This is a genomic window from Paenibacillus sp. JNUCC 34 (assembly GCF_058269055.1).
The window spans coordinates 4622106-4637717 of the sequence record NZ_CM177770.1; the positions used below are offsets into that span (position 1 = coordinate 4622106).

Consider the following 15612-nt stretch of genomic DNA (forward strand, 5'->3'; position numbering starts at 1 on the left):
AAGTCAGTCCCTCTTTCTATACAGAGAAACACAGCGAGGTGAAGGGCATGAGTGGATTAACGCGAATGTTTAAAAAGGAATGGCCGCTTCATATAATGCTGCTGCCAGGTATTATTCTTGTTCTTATCTTCAGCTACATCCCTATGGCAGGAATCATGATGGCATTTCAGAAATATATACCGAATAAAGGGTTGTTTGGTTCACCTTTTATCGGTTTTAAGAACTTCCAATTGTTGATGGAGTATCCGGATATTGGCCGTATTTTTTTTAATACGATATTCATTGCAGTCATGAAAATCATTGCAGGGCTGATCGTTCCGATTACGATCGCGATTCTATTGAATGAACTGCGTAAGGAATGGGTTAAGAGAACCTTTCAGACGCTTGTATATTTGCCTCACTTTCTATCTTGGGTTTTGTTAAGCGGTATTTTGATTGATATTTTGTCACCATCCTCCGGGATTTTAAATCAAGTCCTAGGGTTGTTCGGGATTGAGCCAATCTTTTTCTTGGGCAGCAACAGCTGGTTCCCATATGTGATGGTTATCTCGGACGTATGGAAGGAATTCGGCTTCGGTACGATTGTCTATCTGGCGGCACTCACGAATATTAACCCGTCGCTCTATGAGGCAGCGGATATCGATGGCGCAGGACGCGTCAAGCAGACTTTTCATATTACGCTTCCAGGCATGCTGCCGATTATCATTCTGATGCTGACCCTGAATATTGGGAATGTACTCAATGCCGGGTTTGATCAAATATTCAACTTGTACAGTCCTCCGGTCTATGAAAGCGCGGATATTATCGATACCTTCGTCTACCGTATGGGGATCCAGCAGGCTCAGTTCGGATTTGCAACGGCTGTAGGTCTGTTGAAATCAATCGTAAGCTTTATTCTCATCTCATGTTCCTATGTGCTAGCTTATCGTGTAGCGAATTACCGCATTTTCTAGTGCGATAGCAGGTAATTCAGAAGGGAGACGTATCGTGCCTAACCATAGCTCATGGTCTAGAAAGGTGTTTCTAGTATTCAATTTCATCTTTCTAACTTTTATATCCTTGTTGTGTCTTATGCCAATTGTTCATATATTAGCGATCTCATTCAGCTCCGGAGCTGCGGCATCAGCCGGTAAAGTCCTATTGTGGCCGGTTGATTTCACGACGGCCGCTTATGACAACGTATTCGGAAAGCCGGAATACTTGCGAGCTTTCTGGGTGTCCACTCAGCGCGTTGTGCTCGGTACGATAGTAAGCATGCTGTTGACGATTGTTACGGCGTATCCTTTATCGAAAAGTACTTCGCAGTTTAGATTGCGTACCTGGTATGCTTGGTTTTTTGTATTTACGATTCTCTTCAGCGGCGGCCTCATACCAATGTATATAACGGTGAAGTCGTTAGGAATGCTGGATACTATTTGGGCCTTGGTCCTGCCAGGAGCGGTTCCGGTATTTAACGTTATTCTATTGCTTAATTTCTATCGCAACTTACCGAAGGAACTGGAGGAATCCTCACGAATCGATGGAGCCGGTCACTTCAAAACGTTATGGAAAATCTATGTGCCGTTGTCTTTACCCGCTCTTGCAACAACAGGTCTCTTCACGATTGTGGGACACTGGAACAGCTGGTTTGACGGGATGTTGTATATGAATCATCCAGAGAATTATCCACTACAGACGTTCTTGCAGTCTGTCATTATCAAAATGGATTTTCGCTTTATTAAGGCGGAGAATGTCGAATTGATGATTAAGTTATCAGATCGTACAAGTAAGGCAGCGCAGATTTTCGTTGCAGCATTCCCGATTCTGATCGTCTATCCGTTCTTACAACGGTTCTTCATTAAAGGAATTGTGATGGGGAGTGTCAAAGAATAATATCAGATGCTAGAGGGGTGTTCCTAAGGTCATTTGACCCTAAGGATACCCCTCTTGTTTGTTGTAAGACACTACGCGAATGAGTTATTCCTACTATTTGTATCATTCAACATAGAAAGTGTTGTATAAAGTACAACTCTATTCCGTCATTTAGACGCAAAGGACGGATTGTTGCATGCAATACAACAATAGGAATAGGAAATCATTTATTTACCTCTTTCCCGGAGGGATTGTTGTAGAATCTACAACAATATCAGTACGTCTAGGCAATCTACTTCTCCTTTGTTGTATACCATACAACATTACTTATTACGCCATGGATCCGCCCATGAAGACATTTGGCATATCAGTAAATTCATCAAAAGTGTTTGAAACCGTTCTTTCCTTATTTCACATTGTCGGGACTTTTTGCACTATCCAACGCTTCTTTCGGAATTTCAATCTTCTCAATTTCATTATGTTTGGAGAACGTACTTTTCATTTTCATATCAACGGAAACGCTTTGTTCGGCCTGACTCATGCTCATAATCAAATGCATGTCTGACTTCGTTGGCAGATAAGTGTCTTTTTTCACCCCGTAAACAATTTTGATGCTCTTAATGTCCATCTGCTCCATCATCTCAGCAGTTTGAGCATTCGATCCGCCTGCTTGGTTCATGTAGTATTTAGCCAGTTCCTTTAGACTGTCACCGGAAACGTTAGCCGTCAGGATATATTGATCACCTTCCACACTCACCTTTGTATCCTTAACGATAGATTTAAACTGCTCCAACTGTTTCTCCGGACCTTCCGTTATCATCTTCATGCTCGCCATAAGATCTTTGACGTTTTCTTCAGACAGCTGGAACCACTCACCATCCACCGAGGAATAAACACCGTTCTGTGTAATGTACTGTTTGATGTACTGCTTTCCTTTTCCAGGAATGTTCATTTGAATCTCTTGATACATCTCCATCGGATTCATGGTCGTATCCACTTTCATCGCCATATCGACATTCTGCTCCAGCTTGTTCTCAACAATGTTCTGTTTAATGTCAGTGTCCATGGAAAAACTCTTCATATTCTTGCTGGCCTCCGCTGATTTCTGAACTAATTCATCAACCGTAGGAAACTCCTCTTCCTTAGGAGCTTCTGCCGGGGGTTCTTTCGTTTGGCCGGTTGTCGGCTGTTCTGTTGTCGGTGTGGTAGCACCTCCGTCAGTTTGTTTTTCTGTGCTGCATGCGGTAATTCCCATCACCAAAATTACACTGAGTAATGCCACTATCCATTTTTTCAAAAATAATCACCCCCAAATATGTATTCAACTGTCATTACCCAAATCAGAAAAAAGTGTAACCCCCTCCATTAAATTGTGAGAATTCTTAGTTATACGATGCTTTTCCTCACTAAAAATACGCCTTCTTGCTTGCCCGGCCCCATAGCGATACACTTAATGAACAATGAAAGATATCAAGGGATGTGCTGCTTAAGTGAAAAATCTCCTGCTTACCGGTTACCGGGCTCATGAGCTCGGTATTTACAATAACAAACACAAAGGAATTCCATATATAAAAAAAGCGATTGAGTCGAGACTGATTCCTTTGATCGAGGAAGGGTTAGAGTGGGTTATCACGCCAGGCCAATACGGGGTTGATCTTTGGGCCTGTGAAGCCGTCATATCGTTAAAGCAACAGTATCCGCAGCTGAGATGTTCCATTATTACAGCCTATACGCATCCAGAAGAAAAGTGGAGTGATGAGAAGAAAGAGTATTATATGCAAATTCTCAAGGGAATAGACTATTACGCTGCGGTTAGCAAAGAGTCTTATCAGGGAAGCTGGCAATTTAAAGCCAGAGATGAGCTGTTGTTTCGTAAAACAGACGGGATTCTGCTTGTATATGATGAAGATTCGGGTGAGGCCAGTCCGAAATTTGTGAAAGAGCGTGCACTGAAAAAGCATATGGAAGAGGGCTATCATTACATTAGTATTGGTTCGGAGGAAATACAGGCTGTTGCAGATGAAGATACCGACGAACAAGAGTTTTATGATGGGTTCTAAAATTTCCGAACGACAAATAACCGTCCCCTGCCGGGACGGTTATTTGTGTGATGAATAAAACCATGATTACCATTTCGAGCCACCAGATAAAACCTAATTTACTACCCCCAGGCCCGCCCAATAATCATCAATATTCGTATGAACGTATCCGTGAGCTTCGGCTACCGCCTGATAGGTTACCTTCCCACCAATTACATTGATCCCTTTGGCTAGGGCTCTGTTTGTTGCCGATGCCTGACGAACCCCCTGGCTTGCAATTCTTAGGCCGAAGGGAGTCGTTGCGTTGGTCAGAGCTATCGTGGATGTACGTGCCACTGCACCGGGCATATTCGCAACGGCATAGTGAATAACACCAAACTTTTCATAAGTCGGATTGTCATGTGTCGTGATCCGGTCGATCGTTTCAATTGATCCTCCCTGGTCAATAGCCACATCCACGATAACGGAACCAGGACTCATCTGCTTCACCATTTCCTCCGTCACAAGGCGTGGCGCTCGCGCTCCGGGAATAAGCACGGCTCCAACCACAAGATCCGCTTCCTTTACGGTTTCCGCGATATGGAATGAGTCCGACATGATCGTCTTAATACGTCCTTGAAACTGGTCATCCAGCTGACGCAAGCGGTTCGGGTTAATGTCCAATATGCTTACTTCCGCACCCATTCCAAGCGCAATTCTCGCGGCGTTAGTTCCAACAATGCCGCCTCCGATAACCGCGACCTTTCCTGGTGCCACACCCGGTACACCGCTCAGAAGGACTCCTTTTCCCCCATGGGCCTTTTCTAGAAAATGCGCACCGATCTGGATGCACATTCTCCCTGCTACCTCACTCATCGGTGTAAGTAGCGGCAGACTGCCGTCATCCAGCTGTATTGTTTCATAAGCGATAGCAGTTACTTTTGAATCTATCAGTGCCTTGGTCAATTCTGCTTCGGGAGCCAGATGCAGATAAGTATACAGAATCTGTCCTTCCCTGAAGTACTCGTATTCCTCCGGCAGCGGCTCCTTTACCTTAACCACCATGTCCGCAGCCCAAGCTTCTTTGGCATCGGAAACGATCCGGGCACCGGAGCTAGTGTAATCATCATCCGTAAAACCGATACCGACACCTGCTCCCGACTCCACCCAAACTTCGTGGCCCGCATTTTTGTAGCTTATCACCGTACCTGGCGTCATACCAACACGGTGTTCACTATTTTTAATTTCCTTTGGAACCCCAATGATCATCGCCTTCAGCCCCCATAACGTAATAAATTGACATCCTTAAGCAGCATTTTATCCACTTAAAGGTAATCTCTACCATTATACTACCAGAAGGCTACCTCAGAAACCCCCCAGGCAGAAAAGTTGTAACACTCCCAATAGATAAAATTTACTCCGATGTTATACTTTTAAATAAATAAAGGCTGTCCTGAAAAGGTCATCTTAAGACCTGAGGACAGCCCATGCTGTGTCGTTACACGTTAATTTTCTGATTGACAGCGGCGAATGATCGTTCTTTTCTTCCGTCTTTACTTACATCACTCTACTAAGAAAATGCTCCAGAAAGGCCTTCTCATCCACTTCCACGCATACATCAATGTTAGAATCACGATCCGGGACTTCAACCGTCTGTCCTACCGCATCACCGGATGTGATGACATCGACCCGCATCGGCAGTGTCTTCACAAATTCAGGATTAATGACTACACCTACCGCAAGCGGATCATGCAGCGCGCATCCACCGATACCAGGATAAAATCCTTCGTATACATCTATATAATAGTGGGTCATTTCTGCAAACAGTTTAGAGAAATCAGTTCCAAGCTTTTCCCACTCCTTCAGGTGCTCACGTGGCAGGAGTGTCTTCATGGTTACATCGAGACCGACTAATGTAAGCGGAATTCCTGAATTAAACACATATTCCGCAGCTTCCGGGTCCGCATGGATATTCGCTTCGGCCGAAGGTGTCACATTGCCTCGGCAGCGTACCGCTCCCCCCATGACCACAACCCGGTCGACCAGATTTACGATTTCGGGGTCCTTTTGGATAGCGAGCGCCAAATTTGTTAAAGGTCCCACCATAATAAGTGTAATTTTGTTCGGTTGGTTTCGCACCACTTCGATTATAAAATCCGCCGCATGTGCTTTCAGCGCCTGACCGCTCGGTGTGAAAGGCGCCACCGCGTTGCCTAGGCCGTTGTTACCGTGAACCCTTGTGGCGTATCCTTCAAGAGATGCTCGGGTAAGCGGTTTTTCCGCACCCGGAATGACCGGAACATCACAGCCCAGCATTTCCGCAAGAAGCAGAGAATTACGTGTTGCATCCTCCACCGGTATGTTCCCGAAACAAGTCGTTAAGCCGATGAGCTTCAGTTCCTGCGATTTGGCCGCATAGGCAATCGCTAGAGCATCATCAATTCCTGTGTCCACATCAATAATAACAGACTTCATTTCTCCATCCCCCAAGCGTAAGTAGTTGATGTGATCCTATTTCGAATAATTGCCAAGTGTTTGATACAGCATATTCCAGAATTTCCCGTGATCCAGGCCGAGAGCGAAATTGACATTCGGTTCTTTATGGGTGACACCCAGGGTATCGACCACCGTCATTCCGTACGTGAAGTCACCGCGTGTCTCTATATCCACCCGAAGCTTCTTGCAGTTAAACACAGTTGGATCAATACAGTATGCAACACTGCACACATCATGCACAGGAGGATGCTCGAAATCAAAAACATCCTTATAGGTTTGACGGAAGAAGACAAGAAGTTCACTTACAAATTTCGCGACCGGATTCTCGATCGAAGCGATTTTATCACTTACTTCAACCGTGGCCAGTGCCTGGTGTGTCACGTCAAGGCCCATCATTGTAATCGGAACCCCGCTCTCAAACACCACCGCGGCTGCTTCCGCATCCACATAGATGTTAAACTCCGCAGCCGGTGTCCAGTTGCCAAACGTACCGCCACCCATAATGACAATCTCCTGGATTTTAGGCAGGATGGCAGGCTCACGCCGCATAGCCATCGCAATATTCGTCAGCGGTCCAACCGGCACGAGCGTAATGTCTCCGTCAGATTCAAGCAACTTTCTAATGATCAGATCCACCGCATGTTCTTCTACAATGTTCAGTGTAGGTTCCGGCAGCACCGGACCGTCCATACCGGAATCCCCGTGAATGTCAGCTGCCGTTTCACGCTTCCGGACCATAGGTTGCCCTGCACCTTTTGCGATAGGCACATCACGGACTCCTGCAATCTCGCATACCTTCAAAGCGTTCTGTGTTGTCTTCTCAATTTCGGCGTTACCCGCTACGGTCGTGATGGCTACCAAGTCAATGGCCGGATTTCCAGCTGCCAGCAAAATGGCGATAGCATCGTCATGTCCCGGATCGCAATCAAGAATGATTTTTCGTTTGTTTTCGTTACTCATCGGTGTCATTTCCCCTTATCACTTATTTTTTTCTACGTGTTACCAATGGTCATGCTTTCACCTTTGCGCTGTTTACGGATAGCGAAAATGACAAGCGCAATGATTGTTACGACATAAGGCAGTATTTGAACAAACTGGCTTGGAATTGGGCTGTTCGGAATGGTCTGCAGCATCGTTTCAATCGCTTTGGAAAATCCGAAAATGAATGCACCGATCAGAATTCCGATTGGATTACGGTTACCGAGAAGCACGACAGCCAAGGCCAAAAAGCCGGTTCCTGCTGTCATATCCTTAACGAACATACTCGTCATCCCCATCGACATAAACGCACCTGCTAATCCTACAAACACGCCACTCCATGCAAATGCGGAGTATTGCAGCCTGCGCACCGGAATGCCAAGCGATTTAGCAGATTCAGGAGCTTCACCGATCGCCCGCAGATGCACACCGTAAGGAGTCCGGTACAGCAAGTAGAAACAAAATACGACGGACAACAGTGCGATCCATGACATGAGGTTGTGACCGCTTAGCAGTTTCCCAAGCACCGGAATATTCTCGATAAACGGAATATTTACATTTGGAATCTTGTTCAATTCTGTCGGGTTGTAGCTCCCTGTCACGTTGAACAGTTTACTCATGAGGAACACAGTGACACCCGAGCCAAAAATGTTAATGGCGAATCCGGTTATAATGATATCTACCTTCATTTTGAGATGGAAGAAACCCATGGCATATGAAATGAGTACACAAGCCAGTACACCGGACACAACCCCGATCGCCCAGCTCCCTGTTGCTGAACCAACCGCGATGGAAGTAAAGGCTGAGACGAGCATTAATCCTTCAAGACCGATGTTCGTAACGCCTGTGATGTCTGAGATGAGACCTCCCAGAGAAGCAAGCAAGATTGGAGTCATCGCGCGCAGCAGCACATAGATGATCGTTAAGTCGGCAAATTGCATCCATATACTAGACCACATGAGTATTCACCTTCTTTTCGCCGGTTTGAGTCTTCTGTTTCATGATGGCTCTTTGTTTCAAGTAATTGAATACAACTTGCGCGGATACGAACAGTACCAGCAGCACCTGTATGATAACGGACAGTTCGCGGGACACATCACTCTGCGCCTGCATTACTTGACCGCCAACCTGCAGATAAGCATAGAATAAGGCCGAGATCAGCACACCGATCGGATGGTTTCGGGCAAGCAACGCGATAATGATACCGTCAAAGCCGAGCTTAGCCGAAAAGCTGTCTTTGTACGCACCATGAACACCGAGCAGCTCGACGATACCGCCAAGTCCCGCCAAGGCTCCACTGATCATGACACTGATAATAATGATATGTTTCGTTTTAATCCCGCCATATCGGGCGAACTTGTCATTTTTACCGACCAGACGCAGCTCATATCCGATCTTCGTCTTATACATGAGTAGATACACAACGACGACGGCAATCAGAGCTACAATAATTCCGTAATGGACCGGAAACGAGTTAAACATTTTCCCTAGAAGCAAATCTTTCTCGAAGAAAGGCATACGGGCAAAACCGCCACTTTCCGGATCTTTAAATACGTTATTAACAAAGTAGGAAGTCAGAATAATAGCCACGTAGTTCAGCATAAGCGTTGTAACGACTTCGTGCGCATTCCATTTTGCCTTCAGGAAACCAGCCATCCCTCCAAACAGCGCTCCACCAACCATTGCACAAATCAGAATGACTGGAATATGAATGAATGCGGGAAGGCCCGGAATATACAGCGCTGACAAGGATCCAAGAAATCCGCCAACGTAGAGCTGTCCTTCCGCTCCCATGCTGAACACGTTCGTCTGAAATACGACTGCAAGAGCCAGACCCGTAAATATAAGCGGTATCGCTTTGTTTATCAGTGTACTTATGTTAAAAGCATTGGAGATGGGACCCGTTATAAACGCGCTGATAGCATTCAGCGGGTCGTCACTAACAAACAAAATGATAATGAATCCGCATATTAACGCTAGTAGAGCAGCGCCTATGATGCCTACAAGATCCAAGTAAAGAAAGCGCTTCTGATTCATCAGACGGCCGCCCCTTTCTTTTCTTTCTTAATACCGAGCATGTAATAACCGATTTCCTGTTCCGTCAGATCCTTGCTGTTGTCCAGCACCGCTACGAGCTCACCGTTGTACACCACGCCGATCCGGTCGCTGAGGCTAATAATTTCGGAGAGCTCTGCAGACACGAGCAGCACAGCTGAGCCTTCATCGCGTTTTTTGATGATCTCGCGGTGAATGAACTCAATGGCGCCGATATCAACGCCCCGGGTAGGCTGGGAAGCGATTAACAGTTTTGGACTTTTTGCAATTTCCCGCGCAATAACGACTTTTTGCAGATTACCTCCCGACAGGGAGCCGGCCAGCACTTCTTCATTCGCCGCACGCACGTCAAACTTCTTCATTAGATCTTGTGCGAACAACTTCAGTTTCTTACGGTCCATGAAAGGACCTTTCTTGAATTCCTTCTGTCTATAGACGTCCAAAATGATATTTTCTTCTATAGTCGAAGTCAGACAAGCGCCTGTGGTTTGGCGATCTTCCGGAATGTGGCCAATCTTCATATTGCGAATTTCGCCAATGGAGTTGCCGAGTATATTCTTATTTAGATAGAGCACCTCGCCGCCTGTTGCCCGTTTCATTCCGGTGATCACTTCCACCAGCTCAGTCTGACCATTGCCTTCAACCCCAGCAATGCCAAACACTTCCCCCCCGCGAATAGCAAAGGATACGTCCTTCAGCATCGGAAAACCTTTATCGTCATTTGCGGATAGCGCTTTCAATTCCAGCACCGTTTCGCGAAGCTGTGGTTCCTGTTTATCCACTCGAAGCAGCACGTCACGCCCGACCATTAGCCTTGAAATCTCTTCTTTGCTCGTATCTTTGGTTAATAATGTCTGAATGGTTTGTCCTGCTTTTAGCACCGTAATCCGGTCGGATATTTCCATAACTTCACGCAGCTTGTGCGTAATAAAAATAATAGTGTAGCCTTGTGCCACAAGAGATTTGATAGAATCAAACAACTCGTCAGTCTCCTGAGGAGTCAGAACGGCTGTGGGTTCATCCAAAATAATAAGCTTCGCACCCCGATACAGCACCTTAAGAATTTCAACGCGCTGCTTTTGTCCAACAGAGATCGAATCCACCGCCGCTTCCGGATCGGTCTTAAGACCAAATCTCGTAATAAGCTCCCGGATATTGTTCAGCTCCGTCTTCCGGTCGCGGAACATATTAAACATTCCTTTACGCGGCTCATCGCCCAGAACGATGTTCTCTGAAACCGTAAGTGAGGGAGCAAGCATAAAGTGCTGGTGCACCATGCCGAGCCCCTGCTGTATTGCATCCCGCGGCCCCTGAAAATGAACTTCCTGTCCTTTATAAACGATGCTTCCGCTTGTCGGATTCTCCAGACCGAATAAAATCTTCATCAGTGTGGATTTGCCCGCTCCATTCTCGCCAACCAGTGCATGAATTTCGCCTTCATGTACCTCGAGGTTTACTCCCCTATTGGCTACTGTCCCATTGGGATAAATCTTATGAATATCTTTCATCTCCAGCAATACTGCCATGCCATGCACACCCCCGCCAATTGGGATAAGAAATTCTTAAATGAGCAGAGAGGGAAGTGCTCCTCCCTCTCCACACGATGAGATTCAACTATTTCAAGCTGGACTCAACCTTGATTTCACCGGAAGCCAGTTTTGCTTCGATTTCAGCCATTTTGTCGCGAATCGATTGCGGAACATGCTTCTCATACAGGTCATCTTTAGCCAGCCCTACGCCGCCTTCTTTAGCACCCAGCACTTCAACAGTTCCGAAAGGAAGCTTGCCGTCTTTAAACATTTCCAATGCACGCAGTGTTGTATTATCGAGGTTTTTCAACATCGAAGTCAATACACTTCCTGGATACAGCGGGTTCTGGTTGCTGTCTACACCAATCGTGTATTTACCCTGCTCTTTACCTGCTTCGAGAACACCCAGACCAGCTGCAGCTGCTACCTGATAAGTGATATCAGCCTTTTGAGCATATTGAGCAAGCGCAAGTTCTTTCGCTTTAGGTGCATCAGCAAAGTCACCGATATACGAAGAAACAACATTGATTTCTGGATCAATATATTTTGCACCTTGCTCATAACCAGACTTGAAGTCATTGACGATCGGAATGTCCATACCGCCTATGAATCCAACCGTTTTTTCCGGATTGGCGCCTTCAAGCTCAGTGCTTGTCGTTACCAGACCTGCGAATGCCCCTGCCAGGAAAGAACCTTCACTTTGGGAATAAGTCATCGAATACACGTTAGGCTTGTTAGGCACTTTATCATCAAAGAAAATGAACTTTTGATCCGGATAACGATCAGCGAGATCCGCGACAATTTCCGTCATTTGGCTCGTACCTACAATAATTACGTCATATTCCTTACCGGAAACCATGGACTCAACACCTGCAGCCCAGTCTGCTTGGTTCGTTCCGCCTTCAATCGTTTTGGTTTCATAACCAAGCGCCTTCTCAGCTTCATCGAGGCCACGCTTAACAGAGTCAAAAAAGGATTTGTCTCCCAAGGTAGCGTTTACATAGTAACCCACTTTCATTTTATTCCCGCCGGAATCCGTGCCTCCACCGCTGTTCGAATCGCTAGGCTTTGCACTGTCGTTGCCGCATGCAGCCACAACCATCATGATTGCAGCCAGGCTTAATGTAAGCACTAATCTTCCAATCTTTTTCATACCGATAAATCCCCCTTAAAATTGTTTTTATTTATTTGGAAACTTTATCTTGGGATAATCCCTCGACAAAAAGTTCCGTCTCTTTCAGATCAGGCATAGAGACCTGCGCTCCATGCCTGGTAACCGTCAGCGCTCCAACCGCATTGGCAAAAGCCGCTGCTTCTTCTAGCGTTTTCCCGGCCACTAGAGCTGTTGCAAAAGCTCCGGCAAAAGCATCTCCAGCTGCTGTCGTGTCCACCGCGTTTACCCGGTAACCTGGAACGAAGGTGGAGCCGCTGGCCTGAGTAATAACGACACCCTGCGCTCCGAGCTTGGAAACAGCTGTTTTGACACCCATCTCCAGCAGTTTCTTCCCGGCCGCCCTTGCGGTTTCTTCATCCTTGACCTGTATTCCGGTCAACTGAGAGTTCTCACTTTCGTTCGGAACGATGTAGTCCACCATTCTAAGCAGTTCTTCCGGAAGCGACTGGGCCGGCGCTGGATCAAGCAGTACAGGTACACCGTGCTTGTGCGCAATTTTAACGACTTCATGGACTGAATCCAGCGGGATTTCCAGCTGCACCAGGATGAGCTTGGCTTCTGAGATGACCTCTTCCATAAACTGAACGCATTCCGGTGTCATTTGTTGATTTGCTCCCGGAGCTACAATAATGCTGTTATCTCCGTCAGCGTCAATGGTGATCAGAGCGATCCCGCTCGACATATCCGCGACTTTGGCAATATGTTCTGTTGTAACGCCAGCACCACTTAAATTATCCAGGAGTTTATCCGCGAACAGGTCATCTCCAAGCATGCCAACCATGGATACTGAAGCGCCAAGACGTCCGGCCGCGTAAGCCTGGTTCGCCCCCTTCCCTCCAGGACTCATAAAGAAATCATCACCAAGAAGCGTCTCTCCTCGCTCAGGGCGGCGGTCAATCGTAACGACCATATCCATATTCAAACTGCCAACGACCACAATGTCAGAGCTCATCTTGTCGTGTTCCTCCTATGCAGGTTTCTCTATATATTAGTTGATGTTTTAAAATGATTTGCCTGGCATCCATCCTTTCCCCTTTCATTCGATCATTCAGCAGGCTGACGGCCGTTGCACCAATCTGATACGCAGGAACCGAAATCGTACTGAGTGCGGGATTGTACATCTGACCGAAAATAATATCGTCACATCCGATCACCGCGATATCATCCGGAATTCTCAGCCCCCTGGCTTTAATTGCATTCATTGCACCAAAAGCGATGAGGTCATTAGCCGCAAAAAGAGCCGTCGGCTGATACGAATCACCATTGAGCAGAAGGTTCATCTGTTCTACACCGGATTCATAGGAGAAGTTACCAACACAAATCCGTGGAGATAGTCCCGCAGCAAGCATCGCATCCATATAGCCCTCTTTACGTACCACCGCTGTCTGAATTTGAAGTGGGCCTGAAATGTGGCATATGTTCTTGTGTCCTTGCGAGATCAGATGCTCCACCGCTTCGTAGGCTGCACGGTAATGGTCAATCGTTACTACATCGAACGGTGTCTGGGAGATCGTACGGTCACAGAGAACAAAAGGGAGCTGTATTGACAACAGGTCATTCATTTTGTCTTCATCAATAATCGATGATATGAGAATGATTCCTCCGACTTGCTGCTGTGCCATCTTGTGAATATATTCCTGTTCTATCTTGGGGTCATTGTCCGTGTTGCAAATGAACAGTGTGTATCCCAACTCATGGGCTGCATCCTCAATCCCTCTGGCAACCAGCGGAAAAAAAGGGTTCGTAATATCAGGCAGGATCAATCCGATCATATTCGATGTGTTATTGGCCAGATTTCTGGCTATGGCACTTGGTCGGTACCCCAGTTCCTCAATTGCCTGCTCCACCCGTTCACGGATATTTTTATCCACTTTAGGATTGTTATTGATGACTCTGGATACCGAGGCCTTCGATACATTAGCATGTCTCGCCACATCGAGAATGGTAGGTTTCATAGATTCCCCCTTTCCGCTTATGCAAGAAATCCCATGAGAAACCGGTTTCACAAATCCGTAAAAAAAGTTCTCCCGGTTTGGCAGTAACACGGTTGTTCATGAATACATCTTGTAATAGCTTTAACTCAGAAATAGAGCTCATGCAGTACTGTGACCCATTAAAGTATTATCGCATCTGTGTTTCATCGGGGTAGTATCTCACTTCAGGATTGGTAAAAATTACGAGAAACCGGTTTCTCAAAATACCGATAAAGAAAGCGGTTTCAAGAGCTCATTGCCAGAATACCACCGAACAAAAAAATGTTCAACTGTTTTTTTATTTACTCATTTTCTACCCCCTTTTTGCCTTGAAAGATCAACAAAAACAGCCGGTGCTTCCTACAAGCATCCGGCCGTTGCCCAACCATGAGAATCCTCCCAAAACAATAATTCATTTGGTTAAGATTTATAAGAGTTCCCCTGTGGGTGAACTTGTAAGCTGCCTTATTTTTGCGGCAATAACGGTAACCGGCAGCACATGATCCACACAGTTCAGCTTGATGGCTGTCCTAGGCATGCCGAATACAACACATGTTTCCTCGGCCTCTGCTATCGTAGATGCAGCTCCGTGGCGTTTTGCGTAAGCCATTCCTTTGGCTCCGTCGCTGCCCATGCCCGTCATAAGCACAAAGTGACGTTTCAGACCTGCCAAATCCGACACAGAGTGGAACAACACATCCACCGATGGCCGGTGCCCATTGACTTGTGGCTTCTGATGCAGCACAATGCGGTATTCCCCTTGCCTCATCACTACGGTCATATGGTATCCCCCCGGAGCGATATAAGCTGTTCCTCCTTGAAGCAACTGATTGTCCTCAGCTTCCACCACGGAGATCCGGCATATCTGATCTAACCGCTCTGCCAACGATGTTGTGAATTTCGGAGGCATATGCTGCACAACCAAAACAGGGAAGGGGAACTGTGCAGGAAGTCCAGTCAGCACGGTTTGCAGCGCTTTTGGTCCTCCTGTAGAAGTACCCACTGCCACAATCTGATTAAACTCCTTCGGTCTTTCCACCGTTTTTGGACTTGAAGGCCGCTGTACTGTGTGATTCAGACTCCGTCTTGCAGCAATGAGCGTAGAAAGTGGAGTCCGGGCTGCAGCCTTAATCTTGCTTATAATTTCTTTCTTGGCTTCTTCAAGATCCGCAGCACCCGATACAGAAGGCTTGGGTATAAAATCTACAGCCCCGCTCTGAAGTGCCGTGACCGTAATCTCCGCCCCTTCCTTTGTCAGTGCACTGAGCATAATCACTCTGGTTGGCAGTTCATCCATGATGTGGTTCAATGCTTCCATCCCGTTCATTTCCGGCATTTCAACATCCATGGTCACAATATCAGGACGCAGCTCTTTGACCATACGCACACCCTCAACTCCATTTCGGGCAGTTCCAATCACTTCAATGGAGTCGTCCTCTTTCATCAGACGCACAATCAGATTACGCATAAACAGCGAATCATCCACAACCAATACTTTTATTGATCCCATAAAAGGCAATCTTCCTTTATCTTAAACA

At 46.5% G+C, this 15612-nt stretch carries 14 protein-coding genes; 3 read left to right on the top strand and 11 right to left on the bottom strand.

Features of this window, described 5'->3' with window-relative positions; translation table 11 throughout:
* Positions 1 to 47: 47 nt before the first annotated feature.
* Both AC2TF5_RS21715 and AC2TF5_RS21720 read left to right on the top strand, forming a co-directional pair.
* The gene (locus AC2TF5_RS21715; protein ID WP_491299200.1) at positions 48 to 953 is read left to right on the top strand and encodes an ABC transporter permease; all 906 of its coding nucleotides are present in this window, start codon (positions 48 to 50) and stop codon (positions 951 to 953) included.
* 34 nt (positions 954 to 987) lie between these two features.
* Positions 988 to 1872, top strand: a complete 885-nt coding sequence (locus tag AC2TF5_RS21720; protein ID WP_491299201.1) for a carbohydrate ABC transporter permease — start codon at positions 988 to 990, stop codon at positions 1870 to 1872.
* Positions 1873 to 2257: 385 nt separating this feature from the next.
* Here the strand turns inward: AC2TF5_RS21720 and AC2TF5_RS21725 are convergent, their stop codons facing one another.
* Positions 2258 to 3148, bottom strand: a complete 891-nt coding sequence (locus AC2TF5_RS21725) for a DUF6612 family protein (protein WP_491299202.1) — start codon at positions 3146 to 3148, stop codon at positions 2258 to 2260.
* Positions 3149 to 3341: 193 nt separating this feature from the next.
* Here AC2TF5_RS21725 and AC2TF5_RS21730 point away from each other — a divergent pair, with 193 nt between their 5' ends.
* On the top strand, positions 3342 to 3911 hold the full coding sequence (locus tag AC2TF5_RS21730) for an SLOG family protein (RefSeq protein ID WP_491299203.1): 570 nt from the start codon (positions 3342 to 3344) through the stop codon (positions 3909 to 3911).
* 93 nt (positions 3912 to 4004) lie between these two features.
* Here AC2TF5_RS21730 and ald read toward each other — a convergent pair whose 3' ends face one another.
* The 10 genes from ald to AC2TF5_RS21780 form a co-directional block, all read right to left on the bottom strand.
* Positions 4005 to 5138 carry an alanine dehydrogenase gene (gene ald, locus AC2TF5_RS21735; RefSeq protein WP_491299204.1) on the bottom strand — a complete coding sequence of 378 codons (1134 nt, stop codon included), beginning with the start codon at positions 5136 to 5138 and terminating at the stop codon, positions 4005 to 4007.
* Between the two features lie 288 nt (positions 5139 to 5426).
* Positions 5427 to 6344 (bottom strand): nucleoside hydrolase, encoded by a 918-nt coding sequence (locus tag AC2TF5_RS21740; protein WP_491299205.1) that lies wholly within the window; start codon positions 6342 to 6344, stop codon positions 5427 to 5429.
* Positions 6345 to 6380: 36 nt separating this feature from the next.
* A complete protein-coding gene (locus AC2TF5_RS21745; RefSeq protein ID WP_491299206.1) occupies positions 6381 to 7325 on the bottom strand; it encodes a nucleoside hydrolase in 945 nt (314 codons plus the stop codon).
* Between the two features lie 32 nt (positions 7326 to 7357).
* The gene (locus AC2TF5_RS21750; protein ID WP_491299207.1) at positions 7358 to 8302 is read right to left on the bottom strand and encodes an ABC transporter permease; all 945 of its coding nucleotides are present in this window, start codon (positions 8300 to 8302) and stop codon (positions 7358 to 7360) included.
* Positions 8292 to 9380, bottom strand: coding sequence for an ABC transporter permease (locus AC2TF5_RS21755; protein ID WP_491299208.1), 1089 nt, complete (start codon positions 9378 to 9380; stop codon positions 8292 to 8294). Before AC2TF5_RS21755 ends, AC2TF5_RS21750 begins: the two co-directional genes overlap by 11 nt.
* Positions 9380 to 10924, bottom strand: a complete 1545-nt coding sequence (locus tag AC2TF5_RS21760; protein ID WP_491299209.1) for an ABC transporter ATP-binding protein — start codon at positions 10922 to 10924, stop codon at positions 9380 to 9382. The genes AC2TF5_RS21755 and AC2TF5_RS21760 overlap by 1 nt, the downstream gene beginning before the upstream one ends.
* Positions 10925 to 11012: 88 nt before the next feature.
* The gene (locus AC2TF5_RS21765; RefSeq protein ID WP_491299210.1) at positions 11013 to 12080 is read right to left on the bottom strand and encodes a BMP family lipoprotein; all 1068 of its coding nucleotides are present in this window, start codon (positions 12078 to 12080) and stop codon (positions 11013 to 11015) included.
* 31 nt (positions 12081 to 12111) lie between these two features.
* The gene (gene rbsK, locus AC2TF5_RS21770) at positions 12112 to 13053 is read right to left on the bottom strand and encodes a ribokinase (RefSeq protein ID WP_491299211.1); all 942 of its coding nucleotides are present in this window, start codon (positions 13051 to 13053) and stop codon (positions 12112 to 12114) included.
* Positions 13043 to 14056, bottom strand: a complete 1014-nt coding sequence (locus tag AC2TF5_RS21775) for a LacI family DNA-binding transcriptional regulator (RefSeq protein WP_491299212.1) — start codon at positions 14054 to 14056, stop codon at positions 13043 to 13045. Before AC2TF5_RS21775 ends, rbsK begins: the two co-directional genes overlap by 11 nt.
* Before the next feature lie 445 nt (positions 14057 to 14501).
* Positions 14502 to 15584: a protein-glutamate methylesterase/protein-glutamine glutaminase gene (locus AC2TF5_RS21780; protein ID WP_491299213.1), complete on the bottom strand. Its 1083-nt coding sequence runs from the start codon at positions 15582 to 15584 to the stop codon at positions 14502 to 14504.
* Positions 15585 to 15612: the final 28 nt, after the last annotated feature.